1 protein-coding gene is annotated in these 549 nt (G+C 76.0%); it reads right to left on the bottom strand.

Going from position 1 to position 549, the window contains the following annotated elements; translation table 11 throughout:
- Positions 1-122: 122 nt before the first annotated feature.
- Positions 123-549, bottom strand: a 427-nt coding sequence (locus tag G3I78_RS47340; protein WP_343244028.1) for a nitrilase-related carbon-nitrogen hydrolase, incomplete at its 5' end; no start/stop codon positions are given.

The raw sequence follows: 549 nt of genomic DNA, 5'->3' as shown, positions 1-549 counted from the left end.
TCGGCGCCGCGTCCTCCGGAGGGTCGGGCCGCGGAGCGGTCCGCCGTCATCCTCCCGCTCACCCGAACGCACGACAGGGGGACGGGCAGGACGGGACCGGCGGGGCCCGGGCAGCGTGCGGATCAGCGCGCCGGAACGGGGATGCCCAGGACCCGGTCGCGCAGTACGGGGAGTTCGGCCCGGATCCGGCCCACCGCGGCCGGGTCGATGTCCGCGGTGAGGACCTCCTCGTCCTCGCCCGCCTCGGCCAGGACCTCGCCCCACGGGTCGACGACCATGCTGTGCCCGGCCTGCACGACCCCGCCGTGCTCGCCGGCGGCGACACAGGCCAGGACGAAGCACTGCTCCTCGACGGCCCGCGTACGCACGAACAGCCGCAGGTGCGCGAGCCGCCCGGCGGGCCAGGCCGCCGGGACCACCAGGAACCGAGCCCCGGCGTCCAGCAGCGCCCGGAACAGCTCCGGGAAGCGCAGGTCGTAGCAGGTGGCCAGGCCCATCGTGCCGAAATCGGCGGGCACGGTCAAGATCCGCTCGCCGGCCCCCATCAGG

This window comes from Streptomyces sp. SID13726 (assembly GCF_010548375.1).
Lineage (GTDB): Bacteria > Actinomycetota > Actinomycetes > Streptomycetales > Streptomycetaceae > Streptomyces.
The sequence above is the reverse complement of the archived record's forward strand: the minus strand, read 5'-3'. Positions and strand labels throughout refer to the sequence as shown.